The following is a 14,685-nucleotide window of genomic DNA, read 5'->3' on the forward strand; positions in this document are numbered from 1 at the left end:
CCTCCCTATCGGCGGTCTCTCACACAGTTCAACGTGTGAGAGTTCCGGGAAAGTTCCCGTGCCGATTTCCGCTAAATCGCCGTGACCTGCAGTTATTTCCCAGTCGTCCTGAGAAGTTGCTGAGAACACAAAGATCTGCAACTCACCGGGAACTCAGTTCGTGACGGGAAGCACCAACCCGTGTCGAACCAGCGAGACCATCATTGTGACGACGGCCTCACGTAGCTGGTCCGGGTCTTCGCCGTTCGCCGCGGCAAGAAGTTCGATCAATTCGTCGACCACCAGTCCATCCGCTCGGAGTCCGGCCAACAGCGCAGCACCGAGCTCGTCGATCTCGTGCTGCCAGTGCGGTCCGTTGCCGCGGTGCACGCGCGTGACCACTTGTTGCCATCCCTCGTCACCGGGGAGGTAGACGCGTTCGAGAGCCGTGTCCGGATCGAGGACGAAGCGTTCCTCGAGGACGTCGTGTTCACGCAACCAGGCAAGACGGTCGAAGTATGCGAGCGCCTCGGCCCCGAGCGGGTCCGAGAAGCCGTGCATGAGGTCCTCGGCCATCAGGTCGGTGGGGGAGTCGGTGCGGCGAAGAAACACGAAACCGAAGCCGACGCCCTCGACATCGGCTTCTTCGAGGTGATCCAGCCAGGCGTTTGCTCTCGATGCCGTTTCCGGATCTCGAGGATCCTGCCCGCCGTCCTTGAGCCACGTGCCGACGTACAGAGCCGGATCCGCGACATCGCGCTGGACCACCCAGGCATCAACGCCGTGGGCCGGCAGCCACGACGCGATCCGCGACCGCCAGTCCTGCCCTTCGACGTGCACCCAGGACGCCAGCAGAGCTGCCGTGCCGCCGGGGTTCAGGTAATCGATCGATTGCGAGATCATCAATTCGCTCGCACCGTCGAGATCGAGGCCGGAATCGCGGTACGTGTGATGGACGCGTGCCTCGCCGACGACAAACGGCGGATTGGCGACCACCTGGTCGAAGGTTCGACCCTCGACGGGTTCGAACCAGGACCCTTGAAGGAGTTCGACGTCCAGTCCGTTGAGGGCCATGGTTGCTGCCGTGAGGTCGACAGCGCGTTGATTGATGTCGGTTGCGGTGACCGAATCGGCGTACGTGTTCGCGTGCAGGGCTTGGATGCCGCATCCCGTACCGAGGTCGAGCACGCTGCCGACCCTCGCGGTGGGCGTGGCCTGCAGCAAGGACAGTGACGCATGCCCGACGCCCAGCACATGATCGGCCGTGGCCTTCTTGGGACGGATTCCGCCGTCGAGATCCGAGATCACCCAACGATCGCCGTCGCCGACGTCGATGGGGCGAAGATCCACCGCGGCCCGCACGAGCGGATTCTCACTGTCGAAGTTCTCACCTTCGAGCAGACCGGCGTCGACGCACTGCGCGATTGTCAGCGGAGCCAGCGCCGCGGCGACGTCGCCCGCCGGGCAGTCATCGGCGAGAAGGAACAGTCTGATGAGAACGCCCAGGTCCCCGAGTTCTCGGGTGGCGCGGCGCACGGGCACCGGCTCACTTCGACCGAGAGCAGCGTGAACTTCGGGACCCAACGCCTCGAGCATGGTTCCGGTGTCGAATCGATTGCGAAGCAGAGCCTCACGCAGCGCAGGGGTGATGGACAGGAGCGTTTCGCTTCTCACCCTGTCATTCTCGCAGGCGGAACTTGTCAGCCTTCGATGGTGTGGTGCGTCGCGGATTCGATCTCGCCTGCGGTCTTCTTTCGTCCGTCGTATCGACTCGGTTCGTCCTTGGTGCGCGGTGGTCGGTCGTTGGCGATCAGGACGGCGATCCAGGGAAGCGGAATGGATGCACCGATGATGAGCATCGAGATCCAGGCGTTGGCCCAGATGCCGTACGCGATCGCCGCGAGGATCAACGCCGGGAACCGGAAGGACATGATGATCATGTACTTGCGCACTCGGGCTTTGTGCTGTTCTTCGACGGACTGCTGCGCTTCGGTGATCAGTACGGGATTGTCGGGAGTCCCGGCCTCGTCGGACCTGCCGAACGCGCCATTTCGTGCCATGACTCCACTGTTCCACTCTCGGCCGACAATTGCACACGACCCGTGGGTCGCACCGCTGTGACGGAGACGGCATTATTGGAGGGGTGAGCACTCAAACCAAGGAACGTCCCGACGTCTCCACCGACGAAACGACCGACGACGACACCCCGAAGTTCTTCCACTACGTGAAGAAGAACAAGATCGCCGAGAGCGCCGTCATGGGAACCCATGTCGTCGCGCTGTGCGGTGAGGTGTTTCCCGTGACGAAGTCCGCCAAGCCGGGATCACCGGTGTGCCCGGACTGCAAGAAGATTTACGAAGGACTCCGTAAGGGCGACTGACCTCGGGTCACGCGAGCGGGAGTACTTCCGGAGCTCGGCGGATCGACAGCCTCGACGCAGTCGGCCGCCGGGCTCTTCGCGTCTGCGTGCGGTTCATCGCAGGGATCTTGGTCGACGCACGAGTTCTGGCGCGACTCCGATTGTCTGCTCTCGGTTTGTCTGCTGCGGGGCCGCCCGTACGAGGGGACCGTGGCCGGGTCCGCTTTGTCGCCCGAGATGCGGATGGGGCTGGTGGCCAGGTGCCAGGTCAGGTTGGTGACCGGACCGGTCTTTTCGTCGGTGTTCTGAGCCGCAAGCCACTCTCGCATCTGCTCCATCCGAGTGGCACGAGCGGGCCAGAACTCCTGAACCGTCGCGTTGAACTCGGCGCCGAGGACGACGGCAAAACCGAGGAAGAACGTGAAGAGCAGAAACGCGATCGGCGTTGCCAACGCGCCGTACGTGTAGCCGGTGCTGGTGACGAATCCCAGGTACCAGCGCAATCCGGTGCTGGCGGCCATGAAGAACACACCGGCGACCAGGGCGCCCGCGAGCAGCCGATGCCACGGCAGCGACTTCGGCAGAGCGACCTTGTAGAGCGTCGTGAGGCCGATGATCACCAGCAGACCGACAGCGGGGTAGTAGAACGTGTCGACCAGATTCGATCCGACCACGTACCAGGAGGCCGGCAGTGCTCGCCCGACGAGCGTCGGCCCCAGAGCTACCAGCGGCAGGATGAACACCGCCATCACCAGGAACATCACGTAGAGCAGCAGGGCGAAGATGCGCTGCCAGATGGGATTGCGGGCATCCTGCTGCCCGTGTGCTTCCACGATCGAGTCGACGAACGTACTGATCGCCGATGATCCCGCCCACAGGGAGAGCAGGAAGCCCACCGAGATGATCTCCGGGCGTCCGCGCTGAAGGACGTCCGTCACCGTCGGGCGGATGATCTGGTCGACGACGCTTTCGCTGAAGATCGTTCCGCTGAACGTGACGATCTTGGATTCGATGATCTCGACGGTGTTGGGTCCGAACCACCCACCGATGTAGCCGATCATTCCCAGAAGGCCGAGCAGCAGGGGAGCAAGCGACAGCGTTTGCCAGAACGCGGCCGTAGCCGCCTTTCCGAAGATGGAATCGTCCCAGGCCTTGCTCAGGGTTCGACCGATCAACTGCCCGGTGCGGCGTAGCGGATGCCATCTGCGGTGGTGCAGATCACTTCCGCTCGACTTCTCGCCTCGCGCTTCACTCATGATGTCTCCAGCATCCCTGACGACACACCCGGTTGCCCAACCATGGCGCCGACGTGTCGCACATTTCTGAGACAATTCGCGTGCAGGTCGGCAGGATGCGAGAGAAGCGAAACCTCGCCGGCCGGAGTGAGAACGGCCATGAGTACGCGCTTCGAGTGCGGCTTTCGTCGGTGGCGGCGGCTAGGCTCGTCGCCGGACATTGATGAAAATTCGAGGAGCGCGAGACAACAGTGCGATTCCAGTGGAGGCGCGGCCTATGACGTCTGAGACCGTGGCAGCCGAGTTCGGCAAGTCGCCCGAACCCGCCGGAGCTCAATCCGCGGGAACCCAACCTGGCGCCCCTACCGGTTCCCTTCGTGCATGGCAGCGCCGTGCACTGACCAAATACCTTTCCAGCAGTCCGCGTGACTTTCTGGCGGTCGCAACGCCGGGAGCAGGTAAGACCACCTTCGCTCTGCGGGTAGCTTCGGAATTGCTCCGTGACCGGACGGTCGACCAGATAACCGTCGTGGCGCCGACCGAGCACCTCAAGCACCAGTGGGCGGAGTCCGCTCAGCGCTCTGGCCTCGCATTGGACTCGCGGTTCTCCAACTCGACCGGCCAGACCTCGAGTGACTATCACGGCGTCGTGCTGACCTACGCCCAGGTTGCCTCGCACCCGTCGAAGCATCGTGTGCGGACCGAGGGCCGCAAGACGCTGGTCATCCTCGACGAGATCCACCACGGCGGCGACGCCAAGAGCTGGGGCGACGCCATTCGTGAAGCGTTCGGCGACGCGACCAGGCGTCTCGCACTGACCGGAACCCCGTTCCGCAGTGACGACAGTGCCATTCCTTTTGTCGAGTACGAGCCGGACAAGGAAGGTCTGCTCCGCTCGAAAGCCGATCACTCCTACGGATATTCGGATGCCCTCAAGGACGGTGTGGTTCGCCCCGTCGTGTTTCTCGCCTACTCGGGCGAGGCACGGTGGCGAAACAACGCCGGCGAGGAATTCACCGCTCGACTCGGCGAGCCGCTGAGCGCCGAGCAGACGACTCGGGCATGGCGTACGGCCTTGGACCCTGCCGGCGACTGGATTCCTGCCGTGCTGCAAGCAGCAGACACCCGTTTGGCGCAGCTGCGCAGTACCGGTATGCCCGATGCCGGCGGACTTGTCATCGCGACGGACCAGACAGTGGCCCGCGAGTACGCGAAGGCCCTGACCGCGATCACCGGCGAACAGCCGGCTGTCGTGCTGTCCGACGACCCCACCGCGTCCAAGCGAATCGCCGAATTCGGTGCGAGCGACCAGAAATGGATGGTCGCGGTCCGCATGGTGTCCGAGGGCGTCGACGTTCCCCGTCTGGCGGTCGGTGTGTACGCGACCAGCGCGTCGACTCCGCTGTACTTCGCTCAGGCGATCGGGCGCTTCGTGCGCTCGCGTCGTAAGGGCGAAACTGCCAGCGTCTTCCTGCCGTCGGTGCCGGTGCTTCTCGACCTTGCTGCACAGCTCGAGGCTCAGCGTGACCACGTACTCGGCAAGCCGCACCGCGAGAAGGACGGCCTCGAAGACGACCTGCTCGCCGATGCGAACAAGCAGAAGGACGAGCTGGGCGAGGAGGAGAAGGCGTTCACGTCCCTTGGCGCCGATGCCGAACTCGACCAGGTGATCTACGACGGATCATCCTTCGGTACCGCGACATTCGCCGGAAGTGACGAGGAAGCCGACTACCTCGGTCTGCCAGGCCTACTCGACGCCGATCAGATGCGGGCATTGCTGCGTCAACGCCAGCAGACACAGGTCGAGGCCAACTCGGCCAAGGCCGCCGCACCGCAACCCACGGCGGCAGTGGTATCCGATCGAGCGGCCACGGCAGATCAGCTCGGAGCGCTCCGCAAGGAGCTCAACGGGTTGGTGGCGATGAACGTCCACCGCACCGGTAAGCCGCACGGCATCATTCACGCGGAACTGCGCCGGGTGTGCGGCGGTCCGCCGACGGCCATCGCTACTGTCGATCAGCTGACCGAGCGCATCGCGATTCTCCGCAGCTGGTAGCAGCCGATACCGGTCCCGCACGCTTCGCGTGCTTGCGGCCCCGGAATGGCAGAACGGGCGATCACAGTGACTGTGATCGCCCGTTCTGGCGTTCATGGCGCGCCTCGTGAAGAGGCCACCCCCGGCTGACAGGTCAGATTGCGGGTTCGCTTTCGGAGACGACGGCATTCATCTCGCGAAGTCGATCCGCGTGTTCGGTTGCGTGGTGTCCGCAGAAGAGAAGCTCGCCGCCGGTGGGAAGCACGGCGCGTACGCGTGCTCCGGCACCGCACCGGTCGCACCGGTCGGCAGCGGTCAACTGTGGGCTGGTCAGTGTTCCGGGCATGACTCCTCCGTACTGGCTTTGCGGCATTCGGGCCGCGTGCCTGGGGCCTGGTCCGCCGCGTCGGAATGGCGCGGTAGATCCACTCTTACAGACGTTTGGGGTTTACGGGTTGTTCCCGAAGGCGTTTCTTAGTGTTGTGTCTCACTGGAAATGCGCTGGGCAGGCATTCTCGGGTGAAGATTGTTCGCTGACAGCTGATTCGGATCGCCGACCTCAGCCCGATATTCTGGGCGGATGAACCCGGGACGCGAACCACTTGTCGACGAGAGCGTCGAGTTGCTCCACATGTGCACGCGCGAGGAGTGGGCGCGGGCACAACAGCTCGGTGAACGTATCCCCGACGGATTCGAGGCGGAGGGATTTGTCCACATGTCGACTCCGGCGCAAGTGCATCTCCCGGCCAATCGGATCTTTGCCGGCCGTGACGACATAGTCCTTCTGGCTATCGATCCGGCCTTGCTCGGCGGTCAGGTCAAGTACGAACCGGGTGTCCCCTCGGACCCGGAATCGATGCGATTCCCGCATCTGTACGCCCCGATTCCCGTCGCAGCCGTCACCGCTGTCGTCGAGTATTTTCCGGGCGAGAACGGCGTGTTTTCGCCGGTTCGGTAGGTCGCCGGTTGGCCGGTCGTGAACTGTGCCCCGCGGATTACGGCCCTCCCGCGATGCAGGTCACCGATCGGCGCTACCGTTGATATATGAACGTAGAAGTCACCCCACTACCGGGGATCGGGACGCGCAAGGATTTTGTTCTGTCTTCCGGTCGTCGCGTGGGTGTCGTCACCCATCGGGACGGTCATACCGACCTCATCGTTTCCAAGGCAGACGACCCTGACGCGTGTGCTGCTTCGCTGCCTCTGACCACCGAGGAAGCGGCAGCGCTCAGCAATCTCCTGGGTGCCCCACAGCTCGTTGCTCAGCTCGAGGAAGAGCACCGTGATCTTCCGGGCATTCGAACCAAACAGCTCTACATCAAGGACGGTTCTCGCTACGACGGACAGACCCTCGGGGACACCGGCATGCGCACGCGTACCGGAGTGTCCATCGTCGCCGTCATGCGGGCAGGACAGGTGAGCCCGTCTCCGAACCCCGACTTCACGTTCACCGGGGGAGACCTTCTCGTGGCAGTCGGAACGCCGGACGGTTTGGCTGCAGCGGCAAAAATCTTGGCCAACGGCTGACTGGCGCGTGGATACAACCACCCTCGCACTGATCGAACTCGGCGCGGTCTTCTTCGCGCTCGGACTGCTCGGACGGCTCGCTGCTCGCGTCGGCATGTCGCCGATCCCGTTCTACCTGATCGGCGGCCTGTGCTTCGGACAGGGCGGTTTCATCCAGCTCGGCGACATCGGCGAGTTCTCCCATCTGGCAAGTGAGATCGGGATCGTCCTGCTCTTGCTGCTGTTGGGGCTCGAATACACTGCGGCCGAGCTCGTCACCGGTCTCAAACGCTCGCGGGTAGCCGGCATCGTCGACATCGTCCTCAACGCCACACCTGGCGCGGTTGTCGGCTTGATGCTCGGCTGGGGCGTCGTGGGGGCGACGGTCATGGCCGGCGTCACCTACATCTCGTCTTCGGGAATCATCGCCAAGGTGCTCAGCGACCTGGGGCGCCTCGGTAACCGCGAGACACCGGTCGTGCTGTCGATTCTGGTGTTCGAAGACCTGGCGATGGCGCTGTACCTGCCGATTCTGACCGCGATGCTCGCGGGCGTGAGCTTCATGGGCGGGCTCGAAGCGGTCGGGATCTCGTTGTTGGTCATCACCGTGGTTCTTGTCGTGGCCCTCCGATACGGACGGTACGTTTCCGCCCTCCTCGACAGTCCCGACAGTGAGACGCTCCTGCTCAAGCTGCTCGGTGCCGCACTGTTGGTCGCCGGCATCAGTTCGGCGATGCAGGTGTCGGCGGCTGTGGGCGCATTCCTCCTCGGAATCGCGATCTCGGGGTCGACGGCGCACAATGCCAGTCGCGTGCTCGAGCCCCTTCGAGATCTGTTCGCCGCAATGTTCTTCGTGGTCTTCGGTCTCAACACCGATCCCAGTTCCATTCCGCCAGTCCTCGGATGGGCCGCGATCCTGGCAGTGGTCACGGCGATCACGAAGCTGGTAACCGGCGCTTGGGCGGCCAGACGTCAGGGTGTCGCGCGAATGGGTCAGGCGCGCGCCGGTGCCGCTCTGATCGCCCGCGGTGAGTTCTCCATCATCATCGCAGGCCTCGCGGTGTCCGCAGGCGCCGTCGACGCCGAACTTGCCGCATTGGCAACTGCTTACGTGCTCCTGATGGCGGTCATCGGCCCGGTGGCGGCAAGAGTTATCGAACCGGTCGCCTCGTTGTACATCAAGGTTCGTACGAAGTCCTGATTGCGGTCCTATTCTGTCCGGATGTCGAACAGAATCGCCCGTCCCGCCGCGACCGCTCTGTGTGCGCTGATCATCTCGTGTGCACCGGTCCCGGCGCTCGCCGGTGGAATTCCCGCTCTCGACCACGCCGGACCCACAGCTGCGCAGGTTGCCGCGGATCGATCGCTACACCTCGAGGGTGCGTCGAACGCGCGTGACATCGGTGGCTACGACGCCGCGGACGGGCAGACCGTTCGGTGGGGGAAGGTATTTCGCTCGAATGCCCTCGACAAGCTGACACCGTCGGATCTCGCGTCGTTGAGCGAACACGGAGTGGAATCGGTCGACGACTTCCGTACGGTCGTCGAACGAACGCTCTCGCAGGATCGCCTTCCGAACGGGGCGCGAAGCAACTGGTTCGACGTCATCGGAACCAACCCCGCCAACCTCCCGGCGCTGGTGGACATGCCGACGATGTACGCGTTGATGGTGACCGATCCGGGGGCGAGCCGCGCATTCCACGACGCGCTGGTGAACGTCGCGAACACCGACGGTGCAGTCCTCTACCACTGCTCGGCGGGCAAGGACCGTACCGGTTGGATGACCGCAGTTCTCCTGACCGTCCTCGGCGTGAGTCGCACCGACGTGAACGCCGATTACATGCTCAGCAATCAGTACCTCACCGGACCCCGCACGGGGAGCGCGTTCATCGACGGCGTCGAACAGTCTTGGCTGGACACGTCTTTCGCCACGGTGGATCGGGTGTACGGCAACTTCGACAACTACGTCCGGGACGGCCTTCAGTTGAGCGAGGACGATGTCGCACAACTCCGGGACACACTCTTGGTCTGAGGCGGCAAACGCACAAGAGCCGCTCTCCGGAGATCCGGAGAGCGGCTCTTCTGTGCATAGCTGGTGACTAGTCGAGGTAGTCGCGCAGAACCTGCGAACGCGACGGGTGGCGCAGCTTCGACATCGTCTTCGATTCGATCTGGCGGATACGCTCACGCGTGACGCCGTAGACCTGTCCGATTTCGTCTAAAGTCCTCGGCTGACCGTCGGTGAGACCGAAGCGGAGGCGAACCACGCCGGCTTCGCGCTCGGACAGCGTCTCGAGTACCGACTGCAGCTGATCCTGCAGCAAGGTGAACGAGACGGCATCGACTGCGACAACAGCTTCGGAGTCCTCGATGAAGTCACCGAGCTGGCTGTCGCCCTCGTCGCCGATGGTCTGGTCGAGAGAGATCGGCTCACGCGCGTACTGCTGGATTTCCAGCACCTTCTCCGGCGTGATGTCCATTTCCTTGGCGAGCTCTTCCGGCGTGGGCTCACGGCCCAGGTCCTGGAGCAGCTCACGCTGGATACGGCCGAGCTTGTTGATGACCTCGACCATGTGTACCGGGATACGGATGGTGCGAGCCTGGTCGGCCATTGCGCGGGTGATGGCCTGACGGATCCACCACGTGGCGTAGGTCGAGAACTTGTAACCCTTGGTGTAGTCGAACTTCTCGACTGCACGGATCAGACCGAGGTTGCCTTCCTGGATGAGGTCCAGGAACGCCATGCCGCGGCCCGTGTAGCGCTTGGCCAGCGAGACGACCAGGCGGAGGTTGGCCTCGAGGAGGTGGTTCTTGGCGCGGTTGCCGTCGCGGCAGATCCAGCTCATGTCGCGTCGCTGAGCCGCAGGCAACTTCTCGCCCTTGTCAGCGAGGTCCTGCATGATCTGCACGGCGTAGAGGCCGGCCTCGATGCGCTTGGCCAGTTCGACTTCCTCTTCGGCGTTGAGGAGTGCGACCTTGCCGATCTGCTTGAGGTAGGCGCGAACCGAGTCGGCGGACGCCGTCAGTTCGGCATCCTTGCGTGCCTGGCGGAGAGCCTCGGACTCTTCCTCGTCCCAGACGAAGTCGCCGGAAGCCTTGTCCTTCTCGGACGGCTCTGCAGCGGTCTCTTCGTCTTCGCCGACTGCTACGACCTCGACGACATCGGACTCGACCTCGGCAAGGTCGCCGTCCGTGATGTCGATGTCTTCCAACTCGACATCGCCGTCTTCGGCGTCAGGATCGCCGGCCTTCTTGGGGCTGGCCTTCTTAGCTGCTGCCTTCTTGGCCGGAGCTTTCTTGGCCGGAGCCTTCTTTGCTGCTGCCTTCTTGGCGGGGGCCTTTTTCGCCGGAGCCTTCTTGGCTGCCGGAGCGGTGACGGTGGCCGCCTCCACGGCTGGAGATTGTGGCTCTGACTCTGATGGAGAATCAGCAGTCTGACGTGTATCGGTGGCTGCCACGTACGCCCTTTCGTGACGGTGTCGTGCGGCGTCACGCCAGAGTGGTGATCCGGCGGAGAGGTCAATGGTTGTTGGCCGGCGCGCAGCCGGACTTCACCATTGTAACGACTCTCAGGAAACTCTTACGTCACGGCGGGCCGTAACAGGTAGATTTTCCGCTTTTCACGTGCGGGTTTTCTCATCCGGCGACGGAGGCCGGCCTGGTCAGTCCGACCGATGCGAGCGCAGCTCCGGCAATTCCCGCGGTGTTGAGAAGGGTGGCGGGGACGACCTTGGTGCGGTTGGTCAGATGCGGAATCCACTTCTCGTGCTTGCGGCTTATACCGCCTCCGGCGATGAAGAGGTCTGGCCAGAGCAGGTTCTCGAAGGTGGTCAGAACTCGCGAGACCTCGACGGCCCACTCCTTGTAGCTCCAGTCCTTCTTCTCCTTCACCGACGACGCCGCCCGGTGCTCGGCTTCCTTGCCGTCGACCTCGAGGTGACCGAACTCGGTGTTGGGCAACAGAACTCCGTTGTGCAGCACGGCAGATCCGATTCCGGTGCCGAAGGTCAACAAGATCACGACGCCGGAGGTGTCCTTGCCCGCTCCGAACGAGTCCTCGGCGATTCCGGCAGCGTCGGCGTCGTTGAGGACGGTGACCTCGCGCCCGCCCAGTGCCTTGCCGAACAGAGCGGCGGCGTCGGTGTCGATCCAGGACTTGTCGATGTTCGCGGCGCTTCGCGCGACGCCGCCGGTCACGACAGCGGGCAAGGTGATGCCGACCGGACCGGTCCACTTGGCCTGCTCGACGATCTCGGCGACAGTGCCCGCGATCGCATCGGGTGTGGACGGCTGCGGGGTCAGGATCTTGATGCGGTCACCGATCATTTCCCCGGTGCTCAGGTCGATCGTGCCGCCCTTGACACCGCTGCCGCCGACGTCGATCCCGAAACCTGTGGTTGTCATCGTCCTGCGCTCCTGAGTGTCGAATTCGAGGTCACGATCTACCGTTGCAAACACTAACCCGAACGAGGACCCGGGCGCGTCCTCTCGAACCGCCCGCCTCGAGACGTTCGAGTGGTGCCCCTCGGTAGAGATGTGTTGCGATGGTCCGGTGCGCCCTTCAGAAAGAACGTTGCCCGACTTTTCCGCCGATTCTCTGGACCCCGCACAGTTGCGGGAAGTAGCCGTAGCCGTCGCCGAACGCGCAGCCGAACACGTCCGCTTGCGTCGGCCCGAGGTATTCGGCCTGGTGGGCTCCGGTGCCGCCGAGGGTGGTTCGGTTGCGGCGAAGAGCACGCCCACCGATCCCGTCACGGTGGTCGATACCGAAACCGAACAGGTGATTCGCGACCTTCTAGCGCAATGGCGGCCTGCAGATTCGATCCTGGGTGAGGAAGGTGGCGGAGACACCGACGATTCCGCGGGAGTTCGATGGGTTGTCGATCCCATCGACGGCACGGTGAATTTTCTCTACGGAATCCCCGCGTTCGCCATCTCGGTGGCCGTACAGATCGACGGGTTCTCGGTAGCCGGGGCTGTCGTCGACGTGTCGTTGGAAACCACGTACGCCGCGCATCGGGGCGGCGGTGCAACCATGACCACGGCCGACGGCGTCGTCAGCGACCTGCAAGCCAATGAGGTGACCGAGCTGTCAATGGCGCTGTTGGCCACCGGCTTCGGTTACGGAGCGGATCGCCGGAAGGTGCAGGGCACGTTGATCGGGCAGATCCTGCCGCAGGTCCGCGACATCCGACGCATCGGTTCGGCTGCGTTGGATCTGTGCATGGTTGCCACCGGCCGGGTCGACGCTCACTTCGAACACGGACTGAGTCCGTGGGACTGGGCAGCCGGCTCCTTGATCGCTTCCGAAGCGGGCGCCGTGATCAACGTCCCGGCGCCCAATTCCACGTCCGCCGACGGCGATGTCGTTTACGCAGTCGCTCCGGCGATCGCCGAGCAGTTCGCGCACATGCTCAGTTCGATCGGCGCAGATCAGCCGATTCCGAGCTGAGGCCTGTCAGCAGCGCGCCGTGCGCGCTGCTTTGAGCAGTGCGATGTCCATCGGAGCGACTTCGGCGTTTGCGGGCTGCTCGGCCAGAGCATGCAAGATCGCGGTGGCGTCGGTGTTGGGGGTCAGGGCGCCCTTGTTGTAGGTGCCGAGAGCCAGGTCGACGGTGTCGTCGCCGCGGCCGTCCTGGACCAGTTCGGCGCAGGGGGCGACCAGCCAGACGGAACTGGCGGCGGCAAGGCCGTTCGCTCCGAATCGGATCTGACCCTGGCACTCCATGTTCTGGTCGACGTAGACGGGGTCGTTTCCGACCTGGACGTCCGGCGCGCTGGAGAAGCCGAACTCGCTCAGTTGCGCTGCCACCTGGGCCGCCTGGCCGTGTTCACCGTTGGCGTTGAACACACGAACCTTGGTGGCGGCGAGGGGAGCGGGATCCACGTCGAGCAGCTTCGAGCGGTCGACGACGGTTCCCAGCGGTAGTGGCGCCGCTGCCGAAGGATCGGACGAAGGTTGCGGCAGGTTGCAGGCGACGGTGTCACTGACTTCCGCCTCGGCGCTCAGGATGCGGACCCACAAGACACTGCCGATCAATGCGAGTACCGCGAACACGGCGATCACCGGCCACGCGCGCCGACGGCGGAACGGACGTCCCTGGTCATCGGTAGAGCTGCCTTCGGTGATCAGAGAAACCACGGTATCCCTCGACTTTCTTGACGAAACTTCTACTTCGCCATCGGGCCGAGCGGCGCCGGCATGACGTTCGGTGCCTACCTTAGAGGGCCTGTGTGACGAGACAGCCGAAGCGAGGCTCGACGCGTCGAGTCCTTGTCGATTGCGAAACGGCAGTTGGCCGATTACCGGCCTGTTTCTACCCGGATTCGGCCCGAAAACATCGTGGAAAGGTCACAGCTTGCTCTTGCCTTGGTGACAATTCGCAGTCATTTTTCGGAAATTTCCGATTCGGTTACTACTTTCGTGCTCACGTCGGCTACTGTCTGGCGGCCCAGGTCGTTCAACTGGGCATCGGCCGGACGCCGAAATGACAACCAAATGAGGCGCAGATCACGTTCTCGGAAGGAACTTCCGGGCACTAATTCCGGTCCTGCAGCGTTATGCAGCGACAGGGAATGATCTGGATGCCACGGCGGTTTCCATGCGCATCAAGGATCTACCGGATTCTCGGCGCACACGGGACCGGGATACACGAAGAGGATGGGGTAGACGAGATGGCAACTGACTACGACGCACCGAGGCGTACAGAGTCCGACGAGGTTTCGGAGGACTCGCTCGAGGAGCTGAAGGCGCGACGCAACGAAGCGCAGTCAGCCGTCGTCGACATCGACGAGACGGACACCGCGGAGTCCTTCGAGCTGCCGGGTGCCGACCTTTCCGGCGAGGAACTCTCGGTTCGAGTTGTTCCGAAGCAGGCAGACGAGTTCACGTGTTCGAGCTGCTTCCTGGTTCATCACCGCAGCCGCCTGGCCAGTGATGCCAACGGACAGCTCGTATGCATGGACTGCGCTGCCTGATCTCCCTTCCCGGTGGTCGACCCGTCAGCGCGAGGGTCGACCAAGGGTCGGGAAGTACTGCTTTGCTGTGACCGCGCTGGTCAGAGGCCCAGCGCAGCCAGCAGATCAGCGGGCCGACGTGTGCTTACCAACCAGTACGGCGTGGGATCCTCCGGGTCGTCGAGCACGATCAACACCATTGTCTTGACCCATGGGCGATGCTGGACGAACGCCGACGGATCGAGTTGGCGCCCCATCGCAGCACTCTTCGCGGAAGCCGGCACTGCTGCCGCCCGTGAAATCAATTCGACCGGCAGGTGGGCTCTACCCACGTGCAATTCCTTCACCCCTGCTGTCTCCACCACCTCGACGCGCATCCGGCTGAGCCAGAATGCCGCCCAGATCGGGATCGGGAGTAGTACGACGTACGCCAGGTACGAGAGAAGCCCCGGGCGGCCCATGTGGACCTCGGCCGCGAGGAGTCCGGCTACGGCCAACCCGGCGATCCACCACCAGATCGGCACCCACAGGCGCTCGGAGTACAGCGTCGTGGACGGGGGCGTTGTGGTGGCGACGTCAGGTCGAGATGTTTCGGGCACCTGTCAAGGATAGTC

At 63.7% G+C, this 14,685-nt stretch carries 16 protein-coding genes; 8 read left to right on the forward strand and 8 right to left on the reverse strand.

What is annotated here, in order from left to right; all coding sequences use genetic code 11:
* Positions 1 to 153: 153 nt before the first annotated feature.
* Positions 154 to 1,653, reverse strand: coding sequence for a DUF7782 domain-containing protein (locus QRN54_RS20735; RefSeq protein WP_075833058.1), 1,500 nt, complete (start codon positions 1,651 to 1,653; stop codon positions 154 to 156).
* 26 nt (positions 1,654 to 1,679) lie between these two features.
* Positions 1,680 to 2,039: a DUF3099 domain-containing protein gene (locus QRN54_RS20740; RefSeq protein WP_003942638.1), complete on the reverse strand. Its 360-nt coding sequence runs from the start codon at positions 2,037 to 2,039 to the stop codon at positions 1,680 to 1,682.
* Between the two features lie 83 nt (positions 2,040 to 2,122).
* On the opposite strand from QRN54_RS20740, the gene QRN54_RS20745 reads away from it, so the two are divergent.
* Positions 2,123 to 2,359: a DUF3039 domain-containing protein gene (locus QRN54_RS20745; RefSeq protein WP_003942602.1), complete on the forward strand. Its 237-nt coding sequence runs from the start codon at positions 2,123 to 2,125 to the stop codon at positions 2,357 to 2,359.
* Here the strand turns inward: QRN54_RS20745 and QRN54_RS20750 are convergent.
* A complete protein-coding gene (locus tag QRN54_RS20750) occupies positions 2,332 to 3,594 on the reverse strand; it encodes a YihY/virulence factor BrkB family protein (RefSeq protein ID WP_075833060.1) in 1,263 nt (420 codons plus the stop codon). The genes QRN54_RS20745 and QRN54_RS20750 overlap by 28 nt on opposite strands.
* Positions 3,595 to 3,850: 256 nt before the next feature.
* On the opposite strand from QRN54_RS20750, the gene QRN54_RS20755 reads away from it, so the two are divergent.
* Positions 3,851 to 5,629 (forward strand): DEAD/DEAH box helicase, encoded by a 1,779-nt coding sequence (locus QRN54_RS20755; protein WP_003942642.1) that lies wholly within the window; start codon positions 3,851 to 3,853, stop codon positions 5,627 to 5,629.
* Positions 5,630 to 5,762: 133 nt separating this feature from the next.
* On the opposite strand, the gene QRN54_RS20760 is transcribed toward QRN54_RS20755, so the two are convergent.
* Positions 5,763 to 5,954, reverse strand: a complete 192-nt coding sequence (locus tag QRN54_RS20760; protein WP_003942643.1) for a DUF7455 domain-containing protein — start codon at positions 5,952 to 5,954, stop codon at positions 5,763 to 5,765.
* 234 nt (positions 5,955 to 6,188) lie between these two features.
* Between QRN54_RS20760 and QRN54_RS20765 the strand changes: the two genes are divergently transcribed.
* From QRN54_RS20765 to QRN54_RS20780, 4 genes are all read left to right on the forward strand, one after another.
* Positions 6,189 to 6,566, forward strand: coding sequence for a DUF952 domain-containing protein (locus tag QRN54_RS20765; RefSeq protein ID WP_007732832.1), 378 nt, complete (start codon positions 6,189 to 6,191; stop codon positions 6,564 to 6,566).
* A gap of 86 nt (positions 6,567 to 6,652) precedes the next feature.
* Positions 6,653 to 7,135: a cation:proton antiporter regulatory subunit gene (locus QRN54_RS20770; RefSeq protein WP_021344116.1), complete on the forward strand. Its 483-nt coding sequence runs from the start codon at positions 6,653 to 6,655 to the stop codon at positions 7,133 to 7,135.
* A gap of 7 nt (positions 7,136 to 7,142) precedes the next feature.
* Positions 7,143 to 8,315, forward strand: coding sequence for a cation:proton antiporter (locus tag QRN54_RS20775; protein ID WP_003942634.1), 1,173 nt, complete (start codon positions 7,143 to 7,145; stop codon positions 8,313 to 8,315).
* A gap of 21 nt (positions 8,316 to 8,336) precedes the next feature.
* Complete coding sequence (locus tag QRN54_RS20780; RefSeq protein WP_270007904.1) at positions 8,337 to 9,146, forward strand: tyrosine-protein phosphatase; 810 nt, start codon at positions 8,337 to 8,339, stop codon at positions 9,144 to 9,146.
* A 67-nt stretch (positions 9,147 to 9,213) separates the two neighbouring features.
* Here QRN54_RS20780 and QRN54_RS20785 read toward each other — a convergent pair whose 3' ends face one another.
* The gene (locus QRN54_RS20785) at positions 9,214 to 10,638 is read right to left on the reverse strand and encodes an RNA polymerase sigma factor (RefSeq protein ID WP_370333980.1); all 1,425 of its coding nucleotides are present in this window, start codon (positions 10,636 to 10,638) and stop codon (positions 9,214 to 9,216) included.
* Between the two features lie 112 nt (positions 10,639 to 10,750).
* Positions 10,751 to 11,518 carry a polyphosphate--glucose phosphotransferase gene (gene ppgK / locus QRN54_RS20790; protein ID WP_042449945.1) on the reverse strand — a complete coding sequence of 256 codons (768 nt, stop codon included), beginning with the start codon at positions 11,516 to 11,518 and terminating at the stop codon, positions 10,751 to 10,753.
* A 169-nt stretch (positions 11,519 to 11,687) separates the two neighbouring features.
* On the opposite strand from ppgK, the gene QRN54_RS20795 reads away from it, so the two are divergent.
* Positions 11,688 to 12,566, forward strand: coding sequence for an inositol monophosphatase family protein (locus QRN54_RS20795; protein ID WP_214926232.1), 879 nt, complete (start codon positions 11,688 to 11,690; stop codon positions 12,564 to 12,566).
* A 6-nt stretch (positions 12,567 to 12,572) separates the two neighbouring features.
* On the opposite strand, the gene cei is transcribed toward QRN54_RS20795, so the two are convergent.
* Positions 12,573 to 13,256, reverse strand: a complete 684-nt coding sequence (gene cei, locus QRN54_RS20800; RefSeq protein ID WP_003942618.1) for an envelope integrity protein Cei — start codon at positions 13,254 to 13,256, stop codon at positions 12,573 to 12,575.
* Between the two features lie 533 nt (positions 13,257 to 13,789).
* Between cei and QRN54_RS20805 the strand changes: the two genes are divergently transcribed.
* On the forward strand, positions 13,790 to 14,092 hold the full coding sequence (locus tag QRN54_RS20805) for a DUF4193 domain-containing protein (RefSeq protein ID WP_003942593.1): 303 nt from the start codon (positions 13,790 to 13,792) through the stop codon (positions 14,090 to 14,092).
* Between the two features lie 80 nt (positions 14,093 to 14,172).
* Here QRN54_RS20805 and QRN54_RS20810 read toward each other — a convergent pair whose 3' ends face one another.
* The gene (locus tag QRN54_RS20810; RefSeq protein WP_214926234.1) at positions 14,173 to 14,670 is read right to left on the reverse strand and encodes a DUF3093 domain-containing protein; all 498 of its coding nucleotides are present in this window, start codon (positions 14,668 to 14,670) and stop codon (positions 14,173 to 14,175) included.
* Positions 14,671 to 14,685 lie beyond the last annotated feature (15 nt).

It is taken from the genome of Rhodococcus sp. MEB032, assembly GCF_030208925.1.
Taxonomy (GTDB): domain Bacteria; phylum Actinomycetota; class Actinomycetes; order Mycobacteriales; family Mycobacteriaceae; genus Rhodococcus_F; species Rhodococcus_F qingshengii.

Excerpts from the sequence above, each read along its gene's own strand:
- QRN54_RS20740 (WP_003942638.1), bottom strand. The coding sequence starts at position 2,039 with ATGGCACGAAATGGCGCGTTCGGCAGGTCCGACGAGGCCGGGACTCCC.
- QRN54_RS20750 (WP_075833060.1), bottom strand. The coding sequence starts at position 3,594 with ATGAGTGAAGCGCGAGGCGAGAAGTCGAGCGGAAGTGATCTGCACCAC.
- QRN54_RS20755 (WP_003942642.1), top strand. The coding sequence starts at position 3,851 with ATGACGTCTGAGACCGTGGCAGCCGAGTTCGGCAAGTCGCCCGAACCC.
- QRN54_RS20760 (WP_003942643.1), bottom strand. The coding sequence starts at position 5,954 with ATGCCCGGAACACTGACCAGCCCACAGTTGACCGCTGCCGACCGGTGC.
- QRN54_RS20765 (WP_007732832.1), top strand. The coding sequence starts at position 6,189 with ATGAACCCGGGACGCGAACCACTTGTCGACGAGAGCGTCGAGTTGCTC.
- QRN54_RS20770 (WP_021344116.1), top strand. The coding sequence starts at position 6,653 with ATGAACGTAGAAGTCACCCCACTACCGGGGATCGGGACGCGCAAGGAT.
- QRN54_RS20780 (WP_270007904.1), top strand. The coding sequence starts at position 8,337 with ATGTCGAACAGAATCGCCCGTCCCGCCGCGACCGCTCTGTGTGCGCTG.
- ppgK (WP_042449945.1), bottom strand. The coding sequence starts at position 11,518 with ATGACAACCACAGGTTTCGGGATCGACGTCGGCGGCAGCGGTGTCAAG.
- QRN54_RS20805 (WP_003942593.1), top strand. The coding sequence starts at position 13,790 with ATGGCAACTGACTACGACGCACCGAGGCGTACAGAGTCCGACGAGGTT.